Annotated in this window: 22 protein-coding genes; 5 read left to right on the forward strand and 17 right to left on the reverse strand. The window is 68.3% G+C overall.

The genetic code is table 11. The annotated features are described in order from the left end of the window. Window positions 1-53: 53 nt before the first annotated feature. A complete protein-coding gene (locus tag LB310_RS01665) occupies window positions 54-1658 on the reverse strand; it encodes a helix-turn-helix transcriptional regulator (RefSeq protein ID WP_301154178.1) in 1605 nt (534 codons plus the stop codon). A gap of 307 nt (window positions 1659-1965) precedes the next feature. Here LB310_RS01665 and LB310_RS01670 point away from each other — a divergent pair, with 307 nt between their 5' ends. Then, the gene (locus LB310_RS01670) at window positions 1966-3465 is read left to right on the forward strand and encodes an FAD-dependent oxidoreductase (RefSeq protein WP_301154179.1); all 1500 of its coding nucleotides are present in this window, start codon (window positions 1966-1968) and stop codon (window positions 3463-3465) included. 274 nt (window positions 3466-3739) lie between these two features. Here LB310_RS01670 and LB310_RS01675 read toward each other — a convergent pair whose 3' ends face one another. The 8 genes from LB310_RS01675 to LB310_RS01710 form a co-directional block, all read right to left on the reverse strand. Then, window positions 3740-5248 carry an FAD-dependent oxidoreductase gene (locus LB310_RS01675; protein ID WP_301154180.1) on the reverse strand — a complete coding sequence of 503 codons (1509 nt, stop codon included), beginning with the start codon at window positions 5246-5248 and terminating at the stop codon, window positions 3740-3742. Between the two features lie 147 nt (window positions 5249-5395). Next, window positions 5396-6214 carry an NAD(+) synthase gene (nadE, locus tag LB310_RS01680; protein ID WP_301154182.1) on the reverse strand — a complete coding sequence of 273 codons (819 nt, stop codon included), beginning with the start codon at window positions 6212-6214 and terminating at the stop codon, window positions 5396-5398. A gap of 80 nt (window positions 6215-6294) precedes the next feature. Next, window positions 6295-6948 (reverse strand): hydrogenase nickel incorporation protein HypB, encoded by a 654-nt coding sequence (hypB, locus tag LB310_RS01685; protein ID WP_278805518.1) that lies wholly within the window; start codon window positions 6946-6948, stop codon window positions 6295-6297. Window positions 6949-6984: 36 nt separating this feature from the next. Further along, window positions 6985-7392, reverse strand: a complete 408-nt coding sequence (locus LB310_RS01690; RefSeq protein ID WP_278805519.1) for a hydrogenase maturation nickel metallochaperone HypA — start codon at window positions 7390-7392, stop codon at window positions 6985-6987. A gap of 59 nt (window positions 7393-7451) precedes the next feature. After that, the gene (gene tatC, locus LB310_RS01695; RefSeq protein ID WP_096227778.1) at window positions 7452-8291 is read right to left on the reverse strand and encodes a twin-arginine translocase subunit TatC; all 840 of its coding nucleotides are present in this window, start codon (window positions 8289-8291) and stop codon (window positions 7452-7454) included. Between the two features lie 3 nt (window positions 8292-8294). Next, the gene (locus LB310_RS01700; protein ID WP_301154184.1) at window positions 8295-9089 is read right to left on the reverse strand and encodes a twin-arginine translocase TatA/TatE family subunit; all 795 of its coding nucleotides are present in this window, start codon (window positions 9087-9089) and stop codon (window positions 8295-8297) included. Window positions 9090-9360: 271 nt separating this feature from the next. Then, window positions 9361-9561, reverse strand: coding sequence for a hypothetical protein (locus LB310_RS01705; protein WP_015539463.1), 201 nt, complete (start codon window positions 9559-9561; stop codon window positions 9361-9363). Window positions 9562-9565: 4 nt separating this feature from the next. After that, window positions 9566-10921, reverse strand: coding sequence for an amidohydrolase family protein (locus LB310_RS01710; RefSeq protein ID WP_278805521.1), 1356 nt, complete (start codon window positions 10919-10921; stop codon window positions 9566-9568). 365 nt (window positions 10922-11286) lie between these two features. Here LB310_RS01710 and LB310_RS01715 point away from each other — a divergent pair, with 365 nt between their 5' ends. From LB310_RS01715 to LB310_RS01725, 3 genes are all read left to right on the forward strand, one after another. Then, the gene (locus tag LB310_RS01715; protein ID WP_301154188.1) at window positions 11287-13545 is read left to right on the forward strand and encodes a TIGR04190 family B12-binding domain/radical SAM domain protein; all 2259 of its coding nucleotides are present in this window, start codon (window positions 11287-11289) and stop codon (window positions 13543-13545) included. 333 nt (window positions 13546-13878) lie between these two features. Beyond that, window positions 13879-14625 carry a class I SAM-dependent methyltransferase gene (locus LB310_RS01720; RefSeq protein WP_301154190.1) on the forward strand — a complete coding sequence of 249 codons (747 nt, stop codon included), beginning with the start codon at window positions 13879-13881 and terminating at the stop codon, window positions 14623-14625. A 111-nt stretch (window positions 14626-14736) separates the two neighbouring features. Then, a complete protein-coding gene (locus LB310_RS01725; RefSeq protein ID WP_301154192.1) occupies window positions 14737-16233 on the forward strand; it encodes an MFS transporter in 1497 nt (498 codons plus the stop codon). A gap of 46 nt (window positions 16234-16279) precedes the next feature. On the opposite strand, the gene LB310_RS01730 is transcribed toward LB310_RS01725, so the two are convergent. The 3 genes from LB310_RS01730 to tsaE form a co-directional block, all read right to left on the reverse strand. Further along, window positions 16280-16945 carry a BRO family protein gene (locus LB310_RS01730; protein ID WP_301154193.1) on the reverse strand — a complete coding sequence of 222 codons (666 nt, stop codon included), beginning with the start codon at window positions 16943-16945 and terminating at the stop codon, window positions 16280-16282. Window positions 16946-17061: 116 nt separating this feature from the next. Next, window positions 17062-19575: a tRNA (adenosine(37)-N6)-threonylcarbamoyltransferase complex transferase subunit TsaD gene (gene tsaD / locus LB310_RS01735; RefSeq protein ID WP_301154195.1), complete on the reverse strand. Its 2514-nt coding sequence runs from the start codon at window positions 19573-19575 to the stop codon at window positions 17062-17064. After that, entirely contained in the window at window positions 19572-20087 is a 516-nt protein-coding gene (tsaE, locus tag LB310_RS01740) for a tRNA (adenosine(37)-N6)-threonylcarbamoyltransferase complex ATPase subunit type 1 TsaE (protein ID WP_157005187.1), read from the reverse strand. The genes tsaD and tsaE overlap by 4 nt, the downstream gene beginning before the upstream one ends. A gap of 342 nt (window positions 20088-20429) precedes the next feature. Here tsaE and LB310_RS01745 point away from each other — a divergent pair, with 342 nt between their 5' ends. Beyond that, window positions 20430-21506: a Xaa-Pro peptidase family protein gene (locus LB310_RS01745; RefSeq protein ID WP_301154198.1), complete on the forward strand. Its 1077-nt coding sequence runs from the start codon at window positions 20430-20432 to the stop codon at window positions 21504-21506. 109 nt (window positions 21507-21615) lie between these two features. On the opposite strand, the gene LB310_RS01750 is transcribed toward LB310_RS01745, so the two are convergent. The 5 genes from LB310_RS01750 to LB310_RS01770 are packed head-to-tail and all read right to left on the reverse strand — an operon-like array spanning window position 21616 to window position 26635. Further along, window positions 21616-22140: a 4Fe-4S dicluster domain-containing protein gene (locus LB310_RS01750; protein WP_301154199.1), complete on the reverse strand. Its 525-nt coding sequence runs from the start codon at window positions 22138-22140 to the stop codon at window positions 21616-21618. Continuing rightward, window positions 22140-22763, reverse strand: coding sequence for a 4Fe-4S dicluster domain-containing protein (locus tag LB310_RS01755; protein ID WP_301154200.1), 624 nt, complete (start codon window positions 22761-22763; stop codon window positions 22140-22142). Before LB310_RS01755 ends, LB310_RS01750 begins: the two co-directional genes overlap by 1 nt. Next, the gene (fdhF, locus tag LB310_RS01760) at window positions 22760-25105 is read right to left on the reverse strand and encodes a formate dehydrogenase subunit alpha (protein ID WP_301154203.1); all 2346 of its coding nucleotides are present in this window, start codon (window positions 25103-25105) and stop codon (window positions 22760-22762) included. The genes LB310_RS01755 and fdhF overlap by 4 nt, the downstream gene beginning before the upstream one ends. Before the next feature lie 4 nt (window positions 25106-25109). Continuing rightward, complete coding sequence (locus tag LB310_RS01765) at window positions 25110-25769, reverse strand: 4Fe-4S dicluster domain-containing protein (RefSeq protein ID WP_301154205.1); 660 nt, start codon at window positions 25767-25769, stop codon at window positions 25110-25112. Beyond that, window positions 25766-26635, reverse strand: a complete 870-nt coding sequence (locus tag LB310_RS01770) for a bifunctional 5,10-methylenetetrahydrofolate dehydrogenase/5,10-methenyltetrahydrofolate cyclohydrolase (RefSeq protein WP_301154207.1) — start codon at window positions 26633-26635, stop codon at window positions 25766-25768. The genes LB310_RS01765 and LB310_RS01770 overlap by 4 nt, the downstream gene beginning before the upstream one ends. Window positions 26636-26646 lie beyond the last annotated feature (11 nt).

Raw genomic sequence — 26646 nt, forward strand, 5'->3', positions numbered from 1 at the left:
CCGGCCCCGCCGCGCCATACACCAACCGAGGTAATTGGGGGATCCGAACGCGCCTATCGGGAGCCGGGAGCCTCGCCGCCGCCGTCCGCGCCCCGCTCTTCCTCCACGAGGTCGATGAGCTGCTGGCGGGTGTGGACCTCAAGCTTGGCATAGATATTGCGCACATGGCTGCGCACGGTGTTCTCGCTGACGTACAGCACGCCGGCGATATGGGCTTTCGTGCGGCCGCGCGCCAGATAGCGCATGATCTCCGCCTCGCGCTCGGTGAGGTTGCCCGCTGCGGCCACGGCCGCGCATCGCGCATCGAATGCGTCATCGCCCTCGGCCGCCGCGCTGGCCGGGGCAGGCGCCGCCACGGCCGCGCCCGCCGGCGCCGAAGCCGAGCCCGCCGCATCCGCATCGCCGCGCCGTCGGCGGCGCCGGTCGCGCGACACGAGCACGGCCGCCAGCGACAGCGCGTAGATCACGGCCATGATGACCACCAGGTAGCGCATGAGGTGCTCGCTCTCGCCGAACAGGCCGCCCGGCAGCGAGCCGATGGCGTACCCGCCCAAGAGCGCCGCGGCCAGGCAGACGCGCGCAAGGCACGCGGCCGCCCCCATGAGAACGTAGGGCGACAGGTTCCGCACATGCGCCGTCTCGGCCACCACATACGTGATGAGCAGCGCGATGAAGTAGTAGCCGCCCAAGAGCACCGTGCTGAAGAAGAGGTTGAACTGCTCGCCCAGAAACGGCAGGAACACCAAGAGCGAGGCGATGATGGGCATGAGCACGCGGAACGCCGTGGACACCCGCGGGATGCGCTGCACCACGAACACGACGACGCAGAACGCCAGGATGCCGATGAGCATGCCCACCCCCGACACCGAGCCCGACCCGGCGAACGTGACGGACCCGGCCAGCATGAAGCTGTTGAGCAGCCCGATCACGGCCTCCATGACGCAGAACGCAACGAGCGAGTCTCCCAGCTCCAAGAACGCGTCGCGGTACGATCCGCGCGGCGCGGCCTTCAGATGCCCGCGCGCCGCCTTGCCCGCGCAATCGTCCGCCGCGCCTTTTCCCACCGCCATCGTCGCGACCGCGCCGCCTGCCCCCGCGCCCGCCGCACCCGTGCGCAACGCGCGCCGCACACACCGCGCGCACAGCACCATGACGACCAGGGCCGCACAGCTCGCAGCCGCCCGCGCGCCGCCGGACAGACCCGAGAGCACCGACGACGTCACCATGTTCACCAGCATGCTGAGCGCGATCTGCGTGACGATGGCGCGCGGCTCCTGGCAGGCCAGCACCTCCACCCACACGAGCGACAGCATGACCGACGCCGCCCCGAGCAGCACGCCCGGCACGATGAGTGCCAGATCGGATGGCATCCATGAGAAAACGCCGAAAAGGGCGCACAGATTCGCCGCCACGAACAGCGCCGCGGGCACCACGTAGGGCATGGACAGCGGGCCCAGCCGCCCGCGCAGCACCAGCGCGATGACGGTGACAGAGCACACGACCACCGAGCAGGCCACCACCACGTTGAAGAACAGGTCGGGGACGAACAGGAACGGCGCCTCCACCGAAGCAAACGCCGACAGATAGGAGTTGGCGTTCACGCCACGGAACAGCCCATAGCCCACGATCACCACGAGCGAGAACAGCCGCGGATCCACCGCGCGCGGCGAAGCGGCCGGCGCTGCGCGCCCCGACCCCTCTGCGCTCGACGCGTGCCCTGCGGCGCGCTTTCCCCTCCCCGCATTCATCATGCGCCCATGATACCGGAAACGCCTGCACGTGCGAGAGGCGAAACCGCAGGATAACGGCAGCAGAAGGCAATATAGCCCGAAACGGACGGTGACGGGGGCGGCCCGCGGACCTAGAGTGGGGGCATCGTCGCGAGGACGACCGACAGGGATTCCGCCTTGCGCCCGGCAACGACCGGCGCAAGGCGGACAAGCAGAGGGAACAGGGAGGATTATTATGGAGAGCAGCATGAACCGACGCAACTTCCTCAAGGCAGCCGTGGCTTCGGGTGCCGTGCTCGTGGCTGGCGGCGCGCTGGCCGGCTGCGCGCCCAACGGCGGCGGCAAGGGCGGCAGCGCGAGCGAGGGCGACGCCGTGGTGGGCACCGCGCCCGTCAACTTCACCGAGGAGACCGACGTGCTCATCCTGGGCACGGGCATCGCCGGCATGTCGGCGGCCATGGACCCGGTGGAGGCGGGCCACAAGGTCATGCTCGTAGACAAGCTCGACCGCGTGGGCGGCGAGAGCTTCATCGCCTGCGGCGTCATGAACGTGGCGGGCTCCAAGATGCAGAAGGACGCCGGCATCGAGGGCGACCCGGAGACGAAGTGGCAGGCCTACGCTCCCATTCTGGAAAAGAAGGGCGAGACCGACGACATGGACTACAAGCACAACGTCTACGTCTACCAGACCGAATGGGCCGACCGCGTGGCATCCGACTACGGCGCGGTGTTCCAGCCCATCACCGACTACATGGACACGGGCGCGCCCACGTCCATGCTGCTGCCCGGCAACGGCATCGGCGACATGCAGGCCGTGCTCACGCCGCTGCAGAAGGGCCTGGAGGAGAAGGGCGCCACGTACAAGCTGAACCTGCGCGCCACGAACTTCATCGTGGACGGCGAGGGCGCCCCCATCGGCGTGCGCTTCAACGACGAGAAGAACAACAAGCCCGTCGACATCAAGGCGCAGAAGATCATCGTGGCCACGGGCGGCTTCTCATGCAACCAGGAGATGGTGTCCGCCTACCTGCCCAGCCAGCAGCGCCTCGGGCCGCTCACCGTGCATTCCATGGGCGAAGGCCACCAGATGTGCCGGGCGCTGGGCGGCGTGTACACGCACATGGACATGGAGGCCAACCGCATGAGCGACCTGGCCCAGGTCACAGTGTGGGGCTACTTCTCGCCGCAGGTGCAGGTGACGCCGCAGGGCCGCCGCTTCATCAAGGAGGATCAGAGCCACGACTCGCCCGACAAGGCCGCCGAGCTCGAGCTGGGCTACTGGTGGACCATCTTCGACGACCAGACCATCAACGGCAGCCAGAAGTGGAACGTCGAGCTGAATATGAAAGGCAGCCCCGACCGCCTCGTGGGCCCATGCAGCTCGCTCGACGAGCTGGCCGCGGCCATGGACGTGCCTGCCGGCACGCTCAAGGAGACGTTCGAGAAGTACGACGCCATGGTGGCCGCCGGCGAGGATACCGACTTCGGCAAGAAGCTGTTCCTGAAGTCGCTCGCCGCGCCCTACTATGCCATGAAGCACTTCCCCTTCCGCTACAAGACGCACGGCGGCATGAAGATCACCACGGACAGCCAGCTCACGGACAAGGACGGCAACCCCATCCCCAACGTGTACTGCTGCGGCTCCACCGTCGCCGACAGCGGCAGCGACCTCTCACCCAACGCCGGCAGCGGCCTGGTCAGCGGCAAGGCCGTCGTCGAGGCGCTGAAGGCGTAAACGAGGCGACCCTCCACCCCTCCCCAAGCGGGGCCCCGGCCGTTCCGGCCGGGGCCCCGCCCTCTCTCTACCTGCCGACCGAGTGGGGCCCTCCCTCACGCGAAGCCCCCACGTCGGTCAGCGCATTCGCAGCGGCCGGGGCCGGAGGCGGGGAGGCCCTCTGCGAGTTCCGCACGAGCCGGAGCGTCCAGCGGACGCTCCGTGCGAGCCCAGGACTGCCCGAGCAGCGGGCCTCCCCGCCTCCGGCCCCGGCCGCGCCCCGCAGGTCGAAGAGCTATTCTCCCGCATCCCCCTCGTCGAGCGCCTTCGACACCGCCCGTCCCACGATCAACCCGAACGCCCCGTTCGTCGCCAACCCCTCCACGCTGCCGGCCGCCACCGAGCCGCAGGCGTACACGTTCGCGATGGCCGAGCCCGCCGCGTTCAGCAGCCGGCCGTCGGCATCGGTGCGCACGCCGCCGCGTGTCTTGTAGCGCACGGGGAACTGCTTGAGCGCGTAGTACGGCGGCTCGATCCCCTGCAGGAACGCCGTGCGGCCGAACGCATCGTCCTTGCCGGCGTCAACCGCCTCGCCGTAACCGTCGAACACCGCCTTGAGCGCTTCGGGCGCGATGCCCAGGCCGCCCGCCAGCGCCTCCACGTCGTCGAACGGCCCCGCCAAGCGCTTGGCGCTCTTCGTCGTGACCTGCGCGATGCTGCGCGCTTGGGCGCCGCTGGACAGCTTCTTGCCGAACAGCGTCCACCAGTAGCCTCGGTCGTCGGCCACGCAGGCATCGGCGGCGGCATTCAGGTCGTCCTCGCGCGCGAAGCGACGCCCGAGCGCATCCACGATGAGCACAGGGCCGAACAGGCCCCAGGCCGCGGCCTCGGGCAGGTCGCTCGTCAGGGGGGCGGCCTTGCCCATATCGCCCAGCTGGCCTCCCAGGTGAGCGCACAGCAGCTGGCCCTCGCCCATCGAGGCAGTGGTGTAGCAACCGATACGCTCCTGGGCGGGCACGTTTGCGTGTACGAGCGGCTGGCTCGAGGCGAACCCGCCGGTGGCCATGACCACGGCGCGCGCCCGCACGTCGGTGGCGGCGTCCGTCTTCGCATCGCGCAAGCGCATGCCGCATACCGCGCCGGACGCATCCACCACGAACGCCGAGGCGCGCAAGCCGGTGACGAATGCGGCGCCCTTCGACGAGAGCCCGTCGCGCAGCGGCGTCATGATGCTCTCCATGTCGCCCAATCCGCGCTTCGGCAACAGGAAACGATCCGACGCGCCCGCCTTCACGTGGTCGCCGGGGTTCTCGAACTGGGCGCCGTACTCGTCCACCAGATGGTCGACCCATTCCGGCGCGGTCACGAACAACCGCTTGGCGAAGTCGAGGTCGGTGATGCCGGCATCGGCGAACTCCTGGCGGCGTGTGTCCCATGCCTGCTCGGCCGTGGTTTCGATGCCGGCCTGCTTCTGCAACGCGCTGCCGGACACGTGCATGACGCCCGTAGACGAGTAGCTCTCGCCTCCTAGCAGCTCCAGCTTCTCCGCGATCATGACCGAGCGCCCAGCCTCGAGCGGCGCCATGGCCGCCGACAGCCCGGCGATGCCGCTGCCTACCACGAGCACATCAACGTCGGACGAGAAGCTGACGTCAGGGCTCTCGAAAACGCGCGGCCCCTCTTCCTCCGAGGCGGCAGGGGCGAGCGGCGACGGCACCGCGCCCGACGAGCAGGCAGCCAAGCCCCCGCCCGCCGCGACGACGGCACCCGCACCCACGAGTTTGAAGAATGCCCGACGTTCCATGAGGCGGCGGCTCCTTTGATGGGAATTGCAGTTCATTACCGGATGCGCCGAGTATAGTGACCGCACGGGCGGGCGCGGCAGGACGACGGAGGGTTGTCACGCAATCTTCGCAAGGAAGCCGCCAAGGAATAAAGGCGTAGCGCCCCTTTACGCGTAGAAGGCCGCGTCGGGGAACGGGGGCTCCAGCGCGCGCTTGAAGGCGGTGGCGCGCACGGTGGACAGCACGCGCTGGACGGTGGCGGCGTCGAAGCCCTCGGCAACGAGCCGGTCGGCGCCCAGGCCGCGCTCCACGTGGGCCAGCAGCAGCGCATCGAGCGTGGGATAGTCCAGCCCCAGGCTCTTCTCGTCCTCCTGGCCGGGCGAGAGCTCGGCGCTGGGCGGCTTCGCGAACACGCGCTCGGGCACGGGCGGCACCGCGCCCGCGGCCTCGGCCTGGGCGTTCCGCCAGCGGGCCACGGCGTACACGTCGGTCTTGTACAGGCCGCCGAGGGGGGCGAACGCGCCGGCCGTGTCGCCGTAGAGCGTGGAGTAGCCCATCATGGCCTCGCTCTTGTTGCTCGTGTTAACCAGCATCCAGCCATGTGCGTTCGACAGCGCCATCAGGCATACCATGCGGCAGCGCGCCTGCGTGTTCTCGGCCGCCAACCCCGAGAGCTCGCCGCCGCACGCGCGCGCCAGCACGCGCTCGAACGCCTCGTACGGCTCGCAGACGGACACGACCTGCGCCTCGATGCCCAGGTTGCCCGCCAGCTCCCGCGCATCCTCCACCGAGTGCTCGCTCGAGTACGGCCCCGGCAGCAGCACGCCGTGCACGTGATCGGCGCCGAACGCATCCACGCACATCACCGCCACGATGCTGGAATCCATTCCGCCCGACAGCCCGACGACCGCGTCGGAGAACCCAGCGTCTTCCGCATAGCCTTGCAGCGCCTCGACGCAGAGGCGGTACCGCTCGCTCGTTTCCATATGCCAGCCTTTCGCTCGCGCCTGCCGTTGCGGCCAGTATGGGCGCCGATTGTTTCAACCCGGTTGCGGGCGCTCCCCCGTTACTGGATCTCCCGGATGCGGTCGGCAAGCCACTCGGCCCAGGCTTCCACGCCGTCGCCCTTCGTGGCGGCGATGGGGAAGATGGGAGCCTGCGGGTTCAGCTGGCGCACGGCGGACTCGAACGCCTCGCGGTCGAAGTTGAACACGGGCAGGGTGTCCACCTTGTTCAGCACCACGGCCTCGGCCACCTGGAACACGCCGGGGTACTTGAGCGGCTTGTCGTCGCCCTCGGGAACGGACAGGATCATGACCTTCGCGTTCTCGCCCAGATCGAAATCCGTGGGGCACACGAGGTTGCCCACGTTCTCCACGATGATGAGGTCCAGGCGCGCGAGATCCAGCACGTCCACGGCGCGCTTGAGCATGGCGCTCTCCAGGTGGCACGCGCCGCCCGTGTTGATCTGCACGGCAGGGATGCCCTGGGCCTTGATGCGTTCGGCGTCCACATTGCTGGCGATGTCGCCCTCGATGACGGCGATGTTGAACTCGTCGCGCAGCGCGTCGATGGTGGCCAGGATGGTGGACGTCTTGCCCGACCCGGGGCTGGCCAAGAGGTCGAGCACGAACACGCGGTTCTCGGCGAACCGCGTGCGCAGCTCGGAGGCCAGCTGGTCGTTCTTGTCGAGGATGGGTTGTTTCATATCTATCTGCATGATGGCTCCTTATTGGTCGCGCCCAGCATAGCAAACTTACGCGTCGGCAGAACCGGATTCCGCGGCGGCGGCCCCTTCTTCCTCGTCGTCGGGGATATCCACCTCTATCGAGTCGATCTGCAGCTCGCGGCCGGCGACGAGCTCGGTGGCGAAGCTCCCGCATTCGGGGCACAGCATATGGAAACGGTCGTGGTCGTACTCCGCGCCGCACTCCAGGCAGCGGCTGCGTGGACGGACCATGACGATGTCCAGCTCGGCGCCGGCGCACAGCGCGTACTCCTGCTGCTCCGAAAGCGCCTCGAAGGCGAAGCGCAGCGCGTCCTCGATGGCCTCGGTCATCTCGCCCACCGACAGGCTCACCTTGAGCACCCGGTCGGCGCCGGCCTGCCTCGCGGACGTTTGAACGGCGTCCAGGACGCCCGTCATGATGCCCAGTTCGTGCATGATGCGCTCCTTAACGAAAAGGCCCGCCGATCAAGCGGCGGGCCTGATTGTCGGCACGGTTATTTCTTAGCTGCCCTGGCCTTCTTTCTGGCCAGCATCTCCTGCTTCAGCTCCTCTTCCTCGGCCTCTTCGCGCGCGAGCTCCTCGTTCTGCTTCTTGATGCGCTTGCCCAGCACGATGCGCGAGATGAGCAGGCTGCCCTCGTACAGCACCAGCAGCGCCGCGAACATGAGCAGCATGGTGACGGGCGAGGCGTCCGGGGTGACCATGGCGGAGATGACCATGAGCGCCACGTACACGGTGCGCCACGCGCCGCGCAGTTTCTTATACGGCACGATATCGAAGATCACCAGGTAGAACACCACCAATGGCAGCTCGAAGGCGAAGCCGAAGCCTATCTCGAACTTGATGATCATATCGATATAGGACGACATGCGCGGGGCTATCTCGCCCAGGCCGGCCGCCTGGTCGGTGAGCCATTCGAACGCCGGGTTCAGGATGACCAAATAGCAGAACACCGTTCCGAACACGAACAGGGCCACGGCCGCTCCGAATGTCGGGACGAACCATTTGCGCTCCTTCGGCTTGAGCGCCGGCAGGAAGAATGCAAGGATCTGCCAGAGGATAACCGGCGAGCAGGCCACGATGGATGCCCAGATGGATATCTTGAAGCGCGTGGCGAACGACTCGAACGGGTCGAGCGCGATCAGCGCCAGCGAGCCGTCGGCGTTCTTGGGCAGGAAATCGAAGATGGGCTGGAGCAGGAACTGGCCCATCGTGGGCGTGGCCATGTAGAACACCACCACGGCGATGGCGAGGCACGCCACGATGCGCACAAGGCGCATGCGCAGCTCGCCCAGATGGTCGAACAGGGGCATACGTGCCGGTCCGATAGGCATGGCTTATTCCCCCTTCTCGTTCGTCGTCGTGGGCGCGGCCTTGGCGGCCTCCTCGGCCGCCTTCTTCTTAGCAGCGCGCGTTGCCGCGGCCTTCTTCGCAGCAGCCGAGCGAGCCGCCGCCTTCTCGGCCTCGGTCTTTGCGGGTTTCGCTGCGGCGGACTTCGCTGCCGAGGGCTTCTTCTCCCCCGAAGCAGCTGCGGGCTTCGTCGCGGACTTCGCGGCCGGCTTCTTCGCGACCGGCTTCGTGCCGTACAGCTCGTCGGCCGAGGGCTTCGCCTTCGGCTCGGCCACCGGTTTCGCAGCCTCGGCCTTCGCCGGGGACGTTCCGGCCGCCGCCGTCGGGGCGGGCTTGGCTTCCTCGGGCTTCGCGAACGAGCCGTCGGGCCGTGCGACGGGCTTCGCCGCCGCCGCTGCGGCAGTGCCGGCGGCGGTGGCCGTCGCGGCCGTCGTAGCCTGCTTCGCCTCTTCGGCCTTCTTGGCGGCGCGCTCCTTGTCGTACCGGGCCTTGCGCTCGGAGAAGCTCTCCTGCTTCCCGGAGGCGGCCGGCGCCTGCTTCTTTTCGTCCTTGCCGATCTCTCCCACCTTCGCCAAAGCGTCGAGCGGGTTCTTGAACGGCTCGTCGGAGTTCGGGTCGTAGACTTCCGTCTTGATGACCTTGTTCATCTCCTCCTGGGCGTCCCTGAATTTCGCGATAGCCTTCCCCAGCGTCTTCGCCATGGCCGGAAGCTTGTCGGGCCCGAAGATGAGGAACCCGAACAGCAGGATGAGAAAAAGCTCAAATGGACCTATACCAAACAAAGCAAACCCCTTTGCGCGGTGTCTCTCAACGTATCAGCCGCGCCCCGCGCGGCAACGACTCATAGTATCACAAACGCGTTCGGGCAACGCATCTGCGGGCGCTCTACAGAAAAAACAAGGGGTTAGGCGGCGCGTCGTGCGCGCCGCGAGCGCGAGCCAGGTACGCGCCACGAGCACTGCGAGCGCGTTGCAGGCGCGCCGCCGGTGCTCGTCCGCGAGCGGGCCAGGCACACCACTCGAACACGGTAGGTGCGCCCTTGCAGTCCGCGTCCTACGATCCCCCGCCCATGACCATGAGGGCCATGGTGGGAATGCCCAGCGCCAGCACGAGGATCACGCAGATGACCACGGTGAATATCCGCTTTGTCTTCTCCGCGCGCCTGCGTTGCTCCTGCGCTTTCCGTTCGCGCTCCTGCGCGGCTTTGATGCGCTCGCTCTTCTGCTTCGCCGTGAGCTTCTGCTGCTTCGCCATGCTGCTACATCCTCAGTTTCCCGCGGATCTCGATGACGCGGGCGATGTTCTTCGCCACCTCCACGTCAACATGCCATTTGTTCTTCTCGTACAGCTGCACGCCGTCCACCATGGTCATGAGCACGTCGGCGCCGCTGCACGTGTTCACCACGGCCGACACGGGGTCGGTGGTGGGCGTCTGGTGCGAGCCGGACAGGTCCACGGCCACGATGTCGGCTCGTTTGCCGATGTCGAGAGAGCCTATCTTGTCGTCCAGCTTGAGCGCGCGGGCGCCGCCGATGGTGGCCATCTCCAGCATGGTGGCCGAGTCCAGGAACTGGCCCACGTTCACGGCGCGCTGCACCAGCATGCCGATGCGCATCTCGGTGAGCAGGTCGGTGGAGTCCGTGGCGGCCGGCGAGTCGGTGCCGATGCCGGTGCGCAGGCCGGAGCGCAAAAACTCCGTGAGCGGCGCCACGCCCATGCCCAGCTGCGCGTTGCAGCGCGGGCACACGGCCACGGCCACGTCGTATTCCTTGAGCTTCTTCACGTCCTCGTCGTCCACATGCACGCAGTGGATGGCCAGCACGTTGTCGGATTCGAACGCGCCCCAGTTCAGCGCATAGCGCACGGGCGTCGTGCCCGTTGGCAGCCACGGCGGGACCTCCACGTAGCCGCGCTTCTGGTCCATGGTGTGCACGGAGAATGGCGACGAGCCGTACTTGATGAAGTTGAACTCCTCGCGGTTGCCTGCCATGTGCATGGCCACGGGCACGTTCTCGCGGCGGGCGAAGTCGGACACCTTGCCGAACATGGAGGGGTGGCACACGTACATGGCCGCCGGGGCGATGCCGATGGTGATGCGGGACGAGTCGACCTCCTCGCGCCAGTGCATGATGTCGTTCTCCGCCACGCGCATGGCGTAGTCCACGCGACGCTTGTCCATGGCGCCCACCTCGCGGTAGATGACCGAACGCATGCCGAGCTTCTGCGTGGCCGTGCAGGCCGCACCCGTCGCGGTGATGTCGGCGACGCAGGTGATGCCGCTGGAAAGGGCCTCGAGGCCGCCCAGGATGGCCGAGTCGTACCAGTCGCCCACATCCATCTTCGCGCTCTTCTCCAGCATGGACGTGATCCAGGTGGTGTAGGGCACGTCGTGCACGATGCCGCGCATGACGGAGTTCTCCAGGTGGGTGTGCAGGTCGACCAGGCCCGGCATGAGCGCGGCCAAGCCGTAGTCGACGATCTCCTCGTCGGGGTAGCGGAGCTTCAGCATGTCGGTGGTGCCGATGTCGCAGATGCGGCCGTCGCGCACGAGCACGGCGCCGTTCTGGAACGGTTCTGAAGTGATGGGGAGAATATATTGTGCGCACAACAGCATGACGGCCCACCAATCTCTAAGAATAATCGTGTGCTGCGTATCATAGCATTGCCGGTGCGCTCTCCGGCGAAAGCACACAGGGCAATCGGCCGGGGGAAGAAGCGTGGCGGGAGGCGAAGCATACGCCCCCAGGTTGGCATAGTAAGTCAGCGAGAAGCCCCCTCGTGCCCGAGATTCACGGGATCGCGGGGCGGGGGGCGAGACAGGGGGACGGTTCTCTTGTCGCACCGAGTTCGTGCGACAAGAGAACCGTCCCCCTGTCTCGCCCCCCGCCCTGTCCCTGTCTCGCGCAGCGTCGAGTTGTTCCGTCGGCCGCAAGGCCGGCGGAACCTGCTATACTTCATGGCCGCATGCAAACACTAGACATGACATACATCCACGCGCCCGCCACGTACGACTTCCGCGAGCGCTCCATCATGTACGGGCCCGTGTCCGATATGGTGCCCTCCACGCCCATCTTCGAGATGTACCCGCTGGGGCTCACCACGCTCTGCGAGTACCTGGAGCGCCACGGGCTGCGCTCGCGCATCTACAACCTGGCGTCGATGATGCTGCACAAGAAGAACTTCGACGTGGAAAAGAACCTCGCGCGCCTCGACTCGCACATGTTCGGCATCGACCTGCACTGGATGCCGCACTGCCACGGCTCCATCGAGGTGGCGAAGATCCTCAAGCGGCTGCACCCGCACGTGCCGGTGAGCTTCGGCGGGCTGTCGTCGTCGATCTTCCACGAGGACCTGATCAAGTACGACTGCATCGACTACGTGTTCCGCGGCGACTCCACCGAGGAGCCCATGCGCATGCTCATCGAGCGCGTGGCGCGGGCGGCCAAGACGCACACGCCGGTGGGCGACCTGAGCGACATCCCAAACCTCACCTGGAAGGACGCCTCGGGCGCCATCCGAATCAACCCTTTGAGCTGGGTGCCCGACGACATGGACGCCATCTCGCTCGACTACGCCTACCCCATGAAGGGCGTGCTGCGCCACCACGACATGACCAGCTACCTGCCCATGAAGGGGTGGCTTTCCTACCCCGTGACGGCCAGCCTCACGTGCCGCGGCTGCGCGCGCAACTGCGCCACCTGCGGCGGCAGCGCCTACGCGTTCAAGAACCACTTCGGCCGCCGGCGCGTGGCATGGCGCGACCCGAAACTGCTCATCCGCGACATCGAGAACGTGCAGAACCACGTGTGGGGCCCCATCTTCGTGCTGAACGACTTCCTGCAGGCCGGCGAGGCGTACACGCACGAGTTCATCACCGGGCTCAAGGGCAAGGTGCACAACCCCATCGGCTTCGAGTTCTTCGGCCCGCCGCCGGGAGGCGACGAGTTCTACCAGCTTTTGGACAACAACCTGGGCAACTGGTCGGTGGAGATATCGGCCGAGAGCCACGACGACGACGTGCGCAAGGCGTTCGGCAAGGGCCATTACACCATGGCCGAGCTGGAGGACACCATCGTCGACGCGCTCTCGCACCCCAACTGCGAGCGGTTCGACCTGTACTTCATGACGGGCATCCCCAAGCAGACGGCCGCCAGCGTGCGCGAGACCGGGGCCTACGTGCAGCACCTGTACGAGCGCGTGGGGTACGACCCGCGGCTCGTGGTGCTGACCTCGCCCATGGCGCCGTTTCTGGACGTGGGGTCCATCGCGTTCGACAACCCGGAGAAGTACGGCTATAAGCTGCGCGCCCGCACGTTCGAGGAGCACCGCGAGCGCATGATCCTGCCCTCGTGGAAGCACATCATGAACTACGAGAGCACCTATATGAGCGTGGACGAGATGGTGGACGCCACCTACGATGCGGCGCTCGACCTGAACCGCATCAAGGGCGAGCACGGCATCCTGGACGCGGGAATGGCGGCCGCCACCGACAAGCGCATCCGCGAGGCGCGCGAGCAGATGAACCGGCTGGACGACGTGCTGTACAACGGCACCGGCCGCATCGACGCGCGCCTGGGGGCCCTGAAGGCCGAGTTCGAGCGGCTGTCCGAGAACACGGTGGCCGAGAAATCGGAGTTGAACTGGGCGTTCGACGTGAAGCCCGTGCACGCGAAGCACTTGGCGAAGCTGTGGCTCACGAACGAGCCGGCGAACGCGCTGGCGAAGCTGACCGGCACATGGCGGCCCGCGCAGAGCGATTTCGACTACCCCGACCAGACCACCGGCGAGCTCTCGCCCGCCTGGAACGCCGACGGCACGCCCAACTGCACGTTCAAGGGGCTGGCCGTGGACGGCATGGGCGACGGGCGCGCGCTCGCCGACGAGGCCGGCGCGCAGGTGGCCGCGTTCGGCAGCGTGGTGGCGCCCGGGTTCTCCGAGGCGAACACGAACGAGGCCTTCGACGCTGCGAACGCGCAGCTGGAAGCCGGACGCGCCGGCACGGGTGTGGAGGCCGGGCGCTACGCCGCCATCCGCGCCGAGGCCGCGCGCACCGTGGAGCGCGACCCGCTGTTGGAGCAGATGATGGCCGAGGAGCGCGAACGCGAGCAGGCCCTGGCCCGCGGCGAGGTGGCGCGCACGGTGCCGCGCGACGCCGGCGGCCTGCAGGGGGCCGGCGGCGCGAAGGGCGCTCGCGAGGCCCGCAAGCTGGGCGAGCTGCGGGATCGCAAGGAGAAGTAGGAGAGTGCGGCTGCCTTCCCCGGCGACCGCACTTTTTTATAACCAAAATCATCATGGACAAAACGGGGGGATCTGGGGGGTCTCCCCGTTCGCCCGCTTCGTCACGGATTATTGCGACCTGCGGTTTCGTGCTTTCGCGTAAGCAAGACGCTCCTACAACCCGCTTCTTCCTTACCATAGCCTTCGATTTTGTCCAGTCATTGGGTTTGCGGTGGCGTATCTGGCCGACCATCTAAGGAGAACCTGCAAGATAACGACCGACTTCTCGGAGCGTCGCGCTATACTGGGGCTTCGCCAATCGACCGACCACGTTTACCTGATGGAGCGCCACCTGTGAGCATCGACACCGCCACCGGCAAGGAAGCGCCCGCAGACCTCTCGTCCGCGCGCGTGAAGGAGATATTCTCGGCCATCGCGAAGAAGTACGAGCGGTTCAACGCCGTGTCGAGCTTCGGCGCGTACAAGGCATGGCTCGCCGGAATGATGCGCCAGGCTCCCATAGAGTCGGACGCCGACGTGCTAGACATCGCGGGCGGCACGGGCGACGTGACGTTCTCCGTAGCGCGCGCGAAGCGCCCGGCCCATATCCAGTGCACCGACCTCGTGAACGAGATGCTCGACGTGGCGCGCATGCACTACGCGGACGGCAAGGCGGGCGGGGTACCGGTTGACTTCGAGGTGGTGGACGCACAGGACATCCCCTATGCCGACGCCAGCTACGATGCCATCACGATGGCGTACGGCATCCGCAACATGCCCGAGCGCGACCGGGCGCTCGCCGAGATGTTCCGCGTGCTCAAGCCGGGCGGCTCGCTCGTGTGCCTGGAGTTCAGCACGCCGCCGAACACCGTGTGGCGCGCGCTGTACGGGTTCTACCTTAAGCACCTCATCCCGTTCTGGGGCGGGCTCATCACCGGGGACCGCGAGGGCTTCGTGTACCTGGCGCACTCGATAAAGGCGTTCCCCGACCAGCAGGGCTTGGCGGCCATGATGGAGAAGGCCGGATTCAAAGATGTGACTTGGAAGAACTACACCGGCGGCATCGCCGCGGTGCACGTGGCGAGGAAGCCGGCACGATAGAGCCGACCTGCGCGGTTTTTGACCGTCCCGAGCGCAACCGGCTTGCGTGCAGAGCGGGAAATCAAGCGTTCGGTATGATGCGGAGCACGCCGAAAGGCGTAGGATGACATCATGGACTCAAAAACTGCTCATATATCCGAGGGTGCCGCCGCACTCGAGGAGCCCGACGCGTACGACTCGCTCGAAGGGATTGCCGAATTCGGCAATCCCGACGCGCTGGGCGCTGGCGGCAACCACGCCCCCATCGGATCGCCTGGCGCAGGTGCAGCTCCCTGGAGAGCCGGGGCGCAAGACCGCCGCGGGGCGCGGAGCCGCGAGCGCCTGTGGTCGCCGCTGTTCGTGATCGTGGTGGCAGGCACGCTCTGCTGCTTCATGGTGGGCCAGGGCCTCAACTCGGGAACCTCCGTGTTCATCGCGCACATGGGCGGCAGCGCTGCTTTCGCCGGCGTGCTGGCCGCCGTGTTCTCGGCTGCGGCCGCAGCGGCGCGCATCGTGTGCGGCCCGCTCGTCGACCGCGCTGGCCGGTTGCGCGTGATGGTCGGCGGGGCGGCGCTGCTGCTGGCCGGAACATTGGTGCCTGCCGTAAGCTCCAACGACGCCGTATTCGTGGTCTGCCGCATCGTGCAGGGCGTGGGCTTCTCGGCCGCCACCACGGCCTCGGCAACCGCCGCAGCCGACGTGCTGCCCCTCTCCCGCTTGGGCGAGGGCATCGGCTACTACGGGCTGGGCCAGGCGCTCGCCATGTCCGTTGGCCCTGCGCTGGCGCTGTTCCTGGTGAACACCGACCCCGCCGCCAACCTCTACCTGGGCCTCGCCGTGATCGCCGCGCTCGGCCTGGTGCTTGCCGCGCTCTGCCGCTACGAGCGCAATCCCTCGCGCCTGCCCGCCACCGCGGCGTACCGGCGTCTCCACGAGGAGCACCGAGAGTTGGAGCACGGCAGCGCGCGGGGAGGCCACGCGACCGACCCGTGCGCTGCCCGCACCGACAACCGGCAGGCACGCAGCTCTGCGCCCGAGCCCTCAGCCCGCGGCCTCGGGCGCTTCTTCGAGCTGAGCGCGCTGCCAGGTGCGCTGCCGATGGTGGTGCTGAGCCCGGCGTTCGGGTTCGGCATCTTCTTCGTCGGGCTGTACGGCACGTCTCTGGGCGTGGCGAACCCCGGGCTGTTCTACACGCTCTCGGCGTTGAGCATGATAGCCGTGCGCCTCAAGTCGAAGTCGTTCATGGATCGTGTGGCCCCTATCAAGATATGCACCGCCTCAACCGCCTGCGGGCTCGCCGGCTTCCTGCTGTTGTTCATGGCCGGATCGAGCGATCTCGCCTACTACGCGGCCGGCATCCTGTACGGCGTCTGTCTCGGCGTGAGCATGCCCCTCAATCAGGCAGTGGCCGTGAAGAACACTCCCGCCGAGCGTTGGGGTGCCGCTAACGCCCTCTACCTGCTGGCGAGCGACGTCGGCATCGGCGTCAGCTCCATCGTCTGGGGCCTCGTCAACGACGCTGCCGGCTTCCCCGCCACCATCTGCTGCGTCATGGGCTGCATCCTGGCCGCCTGGGTGGTCGCCTGGTTCTCGTACCCGAGCACCAGGCGCGAGCACAAGAAAGCCTAGCAGGGCGCGCTGTGCGGAGCATGGCAGATTCGCTCCTCACAGCGCGCTACCGGCTTCTCGGCGCAGCCTCCCACAGCGTGTTCAGCACCAGCTCGAGCGTGGTCATGTTGTCGCGAAGGTTCTCCTTTTTGAGGTCTTTGAGATCCTTGTACTGGCGGGTGGTCATCCCCGACCAGGCGCGCGTTATCTCGTCGGTGAGGATAGCGTACTCCTTGCCTTTCTCGACGCCGCGCCTCTCCCACTCGTCGGTGAGCCCTTTGCGCACTTGGATGGTTTGCAGGCGCTGGTTGACCCAGTTGCGGTCGTAGCCCTTTTTGAGGTACGTTTCCAGAGCGCGGTCGAGCGTCAACTCGGGGTCGATGATCTCGTCGATGCGCTCGGAGCCCACCTGCGCGAGCCACAGCTTGAACGGCTCGGCTTTCTTGGAGGGAATGGACTGCACGATGCGCAGGATTTGCTCGGCATTCCCCGCAAGCGTCTTGCGCTTCTTCCCGCTCGACGTTGCCATTTCTATCTGGGGACAATTTGTCCCTAGGTAGCTCGCAAGCTGCTCGTCACGCTTGCGCATCTTCTTCAGATAGTCAGTTGGGTTGGCGCTCTCCGTCAACACGCCGACCACATCGACGACAGAGAAGTACCACTCCTCCTCGTCCTCGTTCCATGCCGAGCGGATTTCCTGGCTTTCAAACAGCTTTACGGAAGAATCGACCATGATTCCCTCCTTCGGTCCGGGGCGTTTTGGACAGGAGGGTGCTTGGTCGAGCACAACGCCATGCGATTTATCGATGACGCCAGTATATCATAAAACGAACCTATGTTCTATACTAATTAGTAGGGATCGTCCAGATTCGCATGGGCTTGGGCGTCGGCGTCCAGGGGGTAGAACTTCCCAGCGCGGAAGCGATCGAGGGCCACAAGGGCTATCATGCCGGCGTTGTCGCCGCAGGCGCTCAAAGGCGGCAGGGTCAGGCGCACATGCAGACGCTCGCAAAGCGCCTTGTAGGCGTCGCGCAGCACCGGGTTCGCCGCCACGCCGCCGCCGAGGCAAAACGTGCGCGCGCCCGTTTGCCGCAGCGCCATCTCCGCCTTCTTCACCTGCACGTCCACCACCGCCTGCTGGAAGCTGGCGGCAACGTCGGGCACGTGGGGCTCGCGGCCGGCGGCGCGCTCGTTGTTGATGTAGGTGACGACCGCCGTTTTGAGGCCCGAGAGCGAGAAGCGCAGGTCGCCGGAATGCATCATGGCACGAGGGAAGGCGATGGCATCAGGGTTGCCGAGCGCCGCCTGCCTCGAGATGACGGGGCCGCCGGGATACCCCAAGCCGAGTGCCTTCGCCACCTTGTCGAACGCCTCTCCCACCGCGTCGTCGATGGTGGCGCCGAGCGTTTCGTAGTCGCCCCAGCCCCGCATGTGCACGAGCATGGTGTTGCCGCCTGACACGAGCGACACCACGGCGGGCGGCTCGAAGTCCGGCGCGCCGATCTTGTTCGCGTATAAGTGGCCTTCGAGGTGGTTGACGCCGATGAACGGCTTGCCGGCACCCCAGGCCGCGCCCTTCGCGAAGGCGACGCCCACCACGAGCGCGCCCATGAGGCCGGGCGCGTAGGTGACGGCCACGGCGTCGAGGTCGGTCCATGTCAGGCGTGCGAGACCCAGATGGTCGGCCGCCACGTCGAGGCACTCGTCGCACACGCCGCAGATGGCCTCGATGTGCTTGCGGCTGGCTATCTCGGGCACCACGCCGCCGAAGCGCGCGTGGAAGTCCACCTGCGAGGCCACGATGTCGGCCACGAGGTTGCCGTCGCCGTCCACGATGGCGGCAGCCGTCTCGTCGCAGGACGACTCGATAGCCAGGATAAGCGGGCGCGCAACAGCGGGGCAGGCAGATTCCGTGCGGGACGCCTCCTTGCGAGAGGCCTCGGCGCGGGCGGCGTCGACCTGCAGCTGCATGCCCGCCACGTCGTGCGGGGCCAGGGGCAGCGGGCCCTCCATGATGAGGGCGTCCTCGCCATCCGAGTAGTAGCGCGGACGCGTGCCAAGCGCGTGGAAGCCGAGCGCTTCGTAGAACGCCTGCGCGCCGGCGTTGCCCGCGCGCACCTCGAGCGAGCATGTTGCCGCGCCCAGGTCGCGCGCGTCGGCCGCCACGCGGGCCAGCAGCTCGCGCGCGATGCCGCGGCGGCGCTGCGCCGGGTCGACGCCCACCTTGAGGATCTGCACCTGCCCGTCTACGACCCACCCGCCCGCATAGCCGAGCAGCTGCTCGCCATCGTAAGCCGCCCACCAGACGCGGTCGGGGCGCGGGAGCTCGTCGGCAACCAGGTGCTCGTTCCAGGCGTCGGAACCCATGACCTGCGCCTCCAACGCGGCGACAGCGGCGGCATGCGCGGCATCAAGCGGCTTGTACACGATGCCGTCGGCGGCGGGGCGGGCGTTCAGGATGGCGGTGTCGTGCATGCTCGCCCGCTGGTCGCGGCGCGGGGCCACGTCCTGCACGCCGACGGCGAGGTTTTTCGGATCGTTCTTCGCCAAGCGGATGCGCTCGTTCTCCTCCGCATCGGACAGGCGCGTGTACACGGGGAGCGCAAAGGCAGGGTTATGCCGGGCGGCGTCGAAGGGATCGGCCTCGCCCGCGCGCCAGGCGGCTTGCAGCGCCCGCAGCAGGCCGCGGCCCGTGGGAGCCCACAGCTCCGAAGGCAGGGTCTCGCCCGCCGGTGCGAACAGGTCGGCGTACTTCGCCAGCGCGTCGCCGGTGACGGCCAAGCGGGGCGTTTCGGTCGCATGCGCGACCAGCTCGGCAGCCGCAGCCTCGGCCTTCACCACACGGTCGGCCCCAAGGCGGCAGGCGTCCTCGTCCGTCAGCTGGTAGCGGACGGGATACACCTCCTTGCGCATAGCGTCGGCCACCACGGCCAGCGGGCCGCGCACGCCCGCCGCCTGCGCGTTCCACGCCACGGCATCGAGCGACGACACGCCCACGAGCCCCACGCCCAGCGCCGAAGCGATGCCCTTGGCCGTGGCCATGGCAATGCGCACGCCGGTGAACGACCCCGGCCCGCGGCCGACGACGATGCATGCCAGCTCTTCGCGCGCCACGCCCTGCTCGGCCAGCAGCGCGTCGATGCGCGGAAGCAGCTGGGTGTTCGAGGCGCGATGCGCCGACGCCTCGGCGGAAGCAACGACCTCCACCTCGAGGCTTTCCGCGTGCAGCACGCCCAAGCCGATGGCGATGACCTCGTTGGCCGTGTCGAACGCAAGCGCGTAGCGTGGCCGTGCGCCTGCTGGGGCACCGTGCGCCGCGCCGGCCTCCGCCGCACGCGCCGCCAGGAACTCTCGATCGCTCACCCGCAGCACCCCGCTGCCTTCATCAGGCGCGATTTCGAGTCCTTCGCCCATACGAACAGCAGCTGCCGCGCACGGTCCCCGAACGACTGCGCGCGCACGTCGCGGTTTCCGTCAGCGTCGACGGTGACCGCTATCTCCAGGTAGCCGTACGGCAGGGCCGAGGGGAACTTCTCGCCCCATTCGACGAACGAGGCGCCGTCGCCGTCGATCGTCTCGAAATAGCCGATGTCCTCCAGCTCGTCGGGATCTTCCAGCCGATACAGGTCGAAGTGGTACAGCGGAAGCCGGCCTCCCGGATACTGCAGCAGGATGTTGAACGTGGGGCTGGTCACCTGGTCGCGCACGCCAAGTGCAGCGGCGACCCCCTGCACGAACTGCGTCTTGCCCGCACCCAGGTCGCCCGAGAGCACGATGACGTCGCCCGCGTGCAGATAGGGCGCAAGCGTGGAGGCCAGCTGCTTCGTCGCCTCCGGGGAGGTGGTCTTGCGTATGTAGGTCAGTCCGTTAGCCATGGTGCGTATGATACGCCAACACGACCGCCCAGGCCACGACGGCGGCGGGGAATCGGGAATCTTCCATGGTGCGGCATTGGCACGCGCGGCGCAGGCGAAGGCGAGCGAAGAGGACGTACGGCGCGGCCGCCAACACACGGGAGGGCGAAGGCCATGCGCCCGCCGGCGTGCGGAACGCGAGACGCCTGCGGCCGCTGGCGCGCGGACTGCCGCCGAACGGGCGCCGCGGCAGAATTCTCATCGCGACGCATCGCTTTTGCCCTATCATCGCCTTGAACGCAAAACACCCGCCCCCCGCCCGCACGGCGGCGGCACGGCGCGACACGAAGGAGGCAACCAGCCATGTACGAAGCGCATATCGAAACCGTCATGCAGAACCTTACCCGGCGCGGGCTCTCGCAGATGCTCGTCTGCGACCCGCGGTCCATCCAGTACCTGACCGGCGCATACCTTGAGCCGGGCGAGCGCTTTCTGGGCCTGGTTCTGGTCGAGGGCGGCGCGCCGACGCTCGTCTATAACGAGATGTTCGCCGTGCCGAGCGACCTCTCCTGCGCCACGCTCACGTTCAACGACACGGAAGACCCCCTTGCGCTGGCCGCCGGGCTGCTCGACCCGTCCCGCCCGCTGGGCTGCGACAAGAACCTTGCGGCGCGCTTCCTCATCCCGCTCATGGAGCGCGGGGCGGCAAGCGCCTTCGTGCTGGCCTCCGACGTGGTGGACGACGCGCGCGCCCACAAGAGCGCCGAAGAGCGCGACCTCATGCGCGACGCCTCGCACACGAACGACGCCGCCATGGCGCGCTTCAAGAAGCTGGTGCGCGAAGGCGCAACCGAGGCCGAGGTGGCCGGTCAGCTGGAGGGCATCTACCGCGAGCTGGGCGCGCAGGGCCACTCGTTCGCGCCCATCGTCAGCTTCGGCGCGAACGCCGCCGACCCCCATCACGAGCCCGACGGCACGCCCTTGACCGCCGGCGATGTGGTGCTGTTCGACGTGGGCTGCCGTCAGGGCGAGTACTGCGCCGACATGACGCGCACGTTCTTCTTCGGCGAGCCCACCGATAAGCAGCGCGAGGTGTACGAGACGGTGCGGCGGGCCAACGAGGCCGCCCAGCGCGTTGTCGCCCCCGGCGTGCGCTTCTGCGACATCGACCGCGCCGCCCGCGAAGTCATCGAGGAGGCGGGCTACGGTCCCTTCTTCACTCATCGCCTGGGACATCAGATCGGCCTGGACGTGCATGAGCCGGGCGACGTTTCGTCGGTTCACGAGGCCCCGGTGGAGGTGGGCATGTGCTTTTCCATCGAGCCCGGCATCTACCTGCCCGGCGAGTTCGGCGTGCGCATCGAGGACCTGGTCATCGTTACCGAGGACGGCTGCGAGGTGCTCAACGGCTACCCCCACGAGCTGGAGATACTGGGGTAACAGGCCCACGTGTTAGCGCGGGAGGCCCGGCGCGCCTATTCGCCCCCCGTCGTTCGACCGGCGGCTCGCAGCTGCCTCGCCGGTCGAACGACACATCAAGAAGCTCGACCTACAGGCGCCGCTTCATCCCCGCGCGGCGGGCGGCGGCTTTGGCGTCGCGCGTGCGCTTGCAGTCGGGGCAGGTGGCCATGAGCGCGCGGGCGCGGGCGGCGTCGGCGTGCTCCTCCTGCTCGAGCAGGGCGTTCGCGAATGCTATCTCCTTGTTCGTGGCGTAGTAGCGCCCGCACGATTCGCACTCCGCCAGCGTGAACAGGCAGCGCTTGGGCAGCTCGGGCTCGTCGGCGAAGTCGGCCCCCTCGATGACGTCCATAGCCCCGGTGGGACAGGCAGGCACGCAGCGGCCGCACTGCGTGCAGTCGAACAGGTCGAGCGTCCACACCAGCAGGCCCTCGTCCTCGTCGATGAAGATGCGGATGGCGTTCGCGTCGCAGGCCGCCGCGCAGGCGGCGCACGCGATGCAGGCGGAGAAGTCGTGGCGCGGCTTGCCCTCCACCACGCTCGAGGCGCGCCGAACCCCCGTCACGCGGTCGCGGCTCGAAATGGGGTTCGACGTGCGGGGCTTCACGTTCACCATCAGCGATCGACCTCCTCGAGCAGATCGAACATTCCCGCGAACGCATCGTCGGGAAGCCCGCCGCGCAGGGCTGCTTCAGCCCGCTCGACGGCCTCGATGCGGCGGTTCTTCCCCAGCGCCTCGAGCATCTCCTCGTCCATGAGCGCGAGCGCCTTCGTGGGGCAGGCCTCCACGCAGCGCGGCCCGTCGGGCGACTTCGCGCACAGGTCGCACACCACCACGCCCGTGTACGCGCCCGTCTCCTTCTGGCGCAGCAGCCCCGCCGAGCGCGCCGACGACGCACGGCTGTACGGCGCGGCCTTCACGTGCGCGGTGGACGGCGCGGAGGGGTAGACGGCGCCGAACGGGCACGCGAGCGCGCACAGCAGGCAGCCCGTGCAGCGCGCCTCGTCCACCTGAAGGCGGTCGCGCTCCTGGTAGATGGCCCCTTCCGGGCACACCGACAGGCAGGGCGCGCCCTCGCACTGGTGGCACGTCACCGCGGCCGACACCTCGCGGGTCTTCACGAGCGAGAGGCGCGACGCCGGGCGCAGCGCGCGCTTGCGGTGCGCCTCGCTGCACGTCACGCGGCACGCGCCGCAGCCGATGCACCGCGCAGGGTCGGACACGACGAAGCGGTTCATACGAGCGTCTCCTCCTCGCCGTCCGCGTAGAGCGCCCGGCCCGCCACCTCGGCCTCGTGGGGGGCAAAGGCGGCGGGAGCAGGTGCGGCATCGGCAGACGCCGCGGGGGAATCTTCGGCTGCGCCCCCTTCGGTCGCTCCGCTCTGGACGACCGGAGGCTCCGGCTCCGGAGGGTTCTGGCGGTCGGCCTCGGCGGCCAGCTCGGCTTTGAGGGCGGCGTAGCGCTCCACCAGGTGATCCTCCGCCCAGCGTTGGTCGGCGATCGCCTCCACCTCGCAGGCGCTGTACTTGTCCTCGGGCGTGCCCGACTCGCCGTCCACCGCGTGCAGCGTGAGCTCGTTGCACTTGCCGATCCACCACTGGTAGGTCATGTACACCGCGCCCTCGTTCACGCGCTCGTCCACCGCGGCGCGCGCGAGCACCTTGCCGCGGCGCGAGCGCACCCACACCAGCTGCTCCTCCTCGATGCCGCGCGCGTCGGCGTCGGCCGGACTCATGCTCACGTAGCCGGGCTCGTCTGCGAGCGCGGCCAGCGCCTTGCAGTTGCCGGTCATCGAGCGGCACGAGTAGTGCCCCACCTCGCGCACCGTGCACAGCACGAGCGGCCAGGCGTCGTCGGGCTTCTCGGTGGGAGGACGCCAGTGCGCCGCCACCAGGCGCCCCTTGCCGTTTGGCGTGGTGAACGCGCCGCCGGCGTAGAGCTCCGGCGTGCCGTGGTTGTCGGGGTCGTCGGCCGCCTCGGCGCGGATGGGCCACTGCGCGTATCCCGTGCCCGCCATCTTCTCGTAGGTGGCCCCGGCAAACTGCGGGCAGAGGCTGCGCACCTCGTCCCAGACCTCCCGCGTGCTCTCGTAGCGCATCGGGTAGCCCATGCGGCAGGACAGGTCGGCGAAGATCTCCCAGTCGTGGCGGCACTCGCCCTTCGGCGGCAGCGCGGCCGTGGTCAGCTGGAACGAGCGGTCCGACGCGGTGTACACGGCGTCGTGCTCGGCCCACGAGGTGGCGGGCAGCACCACGTCGGCCAGCGCCGTGGTCTGCGTCATGAAGATGTCCTGGCTGATGAGGAGGTCGAGGTTCTCCAGCGTGCGCCGCATCTGCGCCGTGTCGGGCTCGGTTTGCAGCGGGTCCTCGCCGAAGTTGTAGAACGCGCGGACCTTCCCCTCCTCCACCGCATGCGGCAGGTCGGTGAGCTTCCAGCCGGGCTTGAGCGACAGGCGCTCCTCGGGAACGCCCCAGGCGGCGGCGAACTTCGCGCGCGCGGCCGGGTCGTCCACGCGCTGGTAGCCGGGGTAGAGGCTCGGCCACATGCCCATGTCGCACGAGCCCTGCACGTTGTTCTGCCCGCGCACGGGGGCGAGGCCGCTTCGGGGCTTGCCGATGTGGCCCGTGATGAGCGCGAGCGCTGCGATGGCGCGCACCGTCTGCACGCCCTGCGCGTGCTGGGTCACGCCCATGCCCCAGCCCACGATGGCCGTCTCGGCCGTTGCGTAGCGGCGGGCGGCCTGGCGGATGAGCTCGGCGGGGAGGCCGCACACGCCCTCCACGTCCTCCGGCGCGTAGTCCTGCACGATCTCCCACCAGTCGTCAAAGCCCTCGGTGTGCTCGTCGATGAAGTCGAAGTCGGCCAGCTCCTCGTCGACGATGGCGTACGCGAGCGCGTTCACGAAGGCGAGGTTCGAGCCGTTCGCGAGCGGCAGGTAGAGGTCGGCGATGCGGGCGCTCTCGATGACGCGCGGGTCGCACACGATGAGCTCGGCGCCGCGCTCCTTCGCCTTCACGATGCGGCGCGCCACGATGGGATGGCTGGCCGCCGGGTTGTAGCCGATGAGCAGGATGCAGTCCGTCTCCTCGAGCGTGGGGATGCTCACGCTCATCGCGCCCGAGCCCACGCACTCCATGAGGCCGATGACGCTGGCCGCGTGGCAGGTGCGCGCGCAGTTGTCGATGTTGTTGGTGCCGAGGCACGCGCGCGTGAACTTCTGCATGACGAAGTTGGCCTCGTTGCCGGCCCCGCGAGACGACCCCGTGAGCATGACGGCCTCGGGACCGCTTTCCTCGATGATGGCGCGCAGGCGGCTGGCCGTGAAATCGAGCGCCTCGTCCCAGGTCACGCGCTCAAGCGGTGCGCCCTTCCGCCGGCGGATCATCGGGTGGTAGATGCGCGGCGTGAGAATGCGCGTGTCGTTGACGAAGTCGTAACCGTAGAGGCCCTTGAGGCACAGCTCGCCCTCGTTCGTGATGCCGTCCAGTCCCTCCACGTCGATGACCCGGCCGTTCTCCACCGCCAGGTTCATCTTGCAACCCGCGCCGCAGTACGGGCACACCGCCATATGCTTCTCCATGAGGCTACTCCCCCTCGTCCAGGCTCGCGTTGAGCTTCATGCTGGCGAACGACGCCGTGGCGCGGGCCGCCGCCTTGCGCTTGCTTTGGCGCGCGCGCTCCATGAAGTCGGCGTCTATCAGGCGCAGCGCGTCGGTCGGGCACGCCTTCGCGCACGCCGGGCCGCCCGCGCATCCCGTGCACAGGTCGCACTTCACCACCGTCGAGCGCGTGCGCTTGCGCTTCTTCGCCCGGGCCCGCGCGCGGGCGCCCTTGGCGGACTTGTCGTCCTTGGCCGCCGCGTCGGCCGCGGCCGCCTCCCCGGGCGTGGGCTCCGGCTCGGGCGGCAGCTTCTCGGTCACGATCTCCACGGCGCCGTAAGGGCAGGCCAGCACGCAGTTGCGGCAGCCGATGCACTTCTCGGGGTGCACGCCCACGTGCTCGTCGTCGCTGAACAGGCAGCCCGTGGGGCACGCGTCCACGCACGGCGCCTCGGCGCAGTGATGGCAGCCCACGGGCGCCGATATGGTGCGCGTCGTGACCAGCGTGAGGCGCGGCACCGCCACGTCGCCGGGAGAGTCATGGCGCATGAGGCAGGCCGCCATGCACGTCTTGCAGCCGATGCAGACCGAAGGGTCGGCGATGATGAACTTCCTGCCGGCAGGCGTCGCCGCGCGCAAGCTCACCGCCCTCCTTCGCGCGCGGCGAGCGCGGCCTCGGCGGCGGCCACGGTGTGGGCCATCGTGACGCTGGTGGTCACCGTGCCCAGGCCGCGCGGGACGGGCGTGAGGGCGTCCACCACCGGCTCTGCCGCGTCGAAGTCCACGTCGCCGCAGAGGTTGCCCTCGGCGTCGAAGTTGATGCCCACGTCGAGCACCGTCTGCCCGGGGCGGAAGAACTCCGCGCCGAACATGCGGGCACGGCCGGTGGCGCAGATCACGACGTCGGAGGCGCGCACGACCTCGGCAAGGTTCTCGGTCCTGCTATGGCAGAGCGTCACCGTGGCGTTGCGGCGCAAGAGCATCATGGACACGGGCTTGCCCACCACCAGGCTGCGGCCCGCCACGGCAACGCGCTTGCCTTCGAGCGGCACTCCGTAATGGTCGAGCAGCTCGAGGCACGCGGCGGCCGTCGAGGGCGGGAAGCCCGTAGCGCCGTCGGTGAACACCGAGGCCAGCGAGGCGAGCGTGATGCCGTCGACGTCCTTCTCGGGAGCCAGCAGATCGCAGACGCGCGCCTCGTCGATGTGCGCGGGCAGCGGGCGGAACAGCAGGCAGCCGTGGATGGAGGCGTCGGCGTTCACCTCGGCGAGCGCGGCTTCGAGGACCTCCTGCGGGGCGTCCTCGGGCAGGACAAACGGACGCACGGCGATGCCGAGCGACTCGGCGCGCTTCTGGGCGGTGCGCTCGTAGGACAGGTCGTCGGGACGCTCGCCCATGCGCACGATGGCGAGCGTGGGCACGATGCCCGCGTGCGCCAGCGCCTCGATGCGCGGCGCGAGCTCCTGCGCCAAGCGGTCGACGACGGGCTTTCCGGTGAGGAGGGTTGCCATGGGAGTGATTC

Origin of the sequence: Gordonibacter sp. RACS_AR49 (genome assembly GCF_030418435.1) — a bacterium.
Lineage (GTDB): Bacteria > Actinomycetota > Coriobacteriia > Coriobacteriales > Eggerthellaceae > Gordonibacter > Gordonibacter urolithinfaciens.